This is a genomic window from Cupriavidus oxalaticus (genome assembly GCF_038900635.1).
In the GTDB taxonomy this organism is placed as follows: Bacteria; Pseudomonadota; Gammaproteobacteria; order Burkholderiales; family Burkholderiaceae; genus Cupriavidus; species Cupriavidus oxalaticus_B.
On sequence record NZ_JAYMRX010000102.1, the window covers coordinates 1 to 421 of the forward strand.

The window sequence follows — 421 nt, forward strand, 5'->3', positions numbered from 1 at the left end:
TGTCTCGCCTGCTTCTCGAACCGGACCAATTTCTCTTCCGTCGCTGCGTCAAAATAACTCACGGGCAGGTGCGGATAATCGTCGCGCTCGCGCGCGAGATAGCGGCCGACGTCGCGCAGATATTCGCGCTGGAGCGACAGCGCGTCATATTCCGGGTGCCCCTGGAAGAACACGAAGCGGCTGGCATATTGCCGGACGAAGATATCGACACCGGCCTTTGCCGAACGCGTCAGCACCTGGTAACCGGCCGCGTCGAGGTCGCTCTCGGCGATCTCGTTCAGGCGCGAATGCGAAACCTTGAGCGGGGCGGGCGCGGCGCGCGTCAGCGGGTCATTCGTGACGGACTCGCAGTCGAAAATGCCGTGACATTTGGCGGGCAGCCGCCGCCGTTCGATCCGGTCGAGATGCAGCACCGCCGCAT

Annotated in this window: 1 protein-coding gene; it reads right to left on the reverse strand. The window is 63.7% G+C overall.

All coding sequences use genetic code 11. From position 1 onward, the window contains the following. The coding region (locus VSR71_RS35140; RefSeq protein ID WP_342917930.1) for a homoserine O-acetyltransferase/O-succinyltransferase family protein at nt 1–421 on the reverse strand (421 nt) is incomplete at both ends.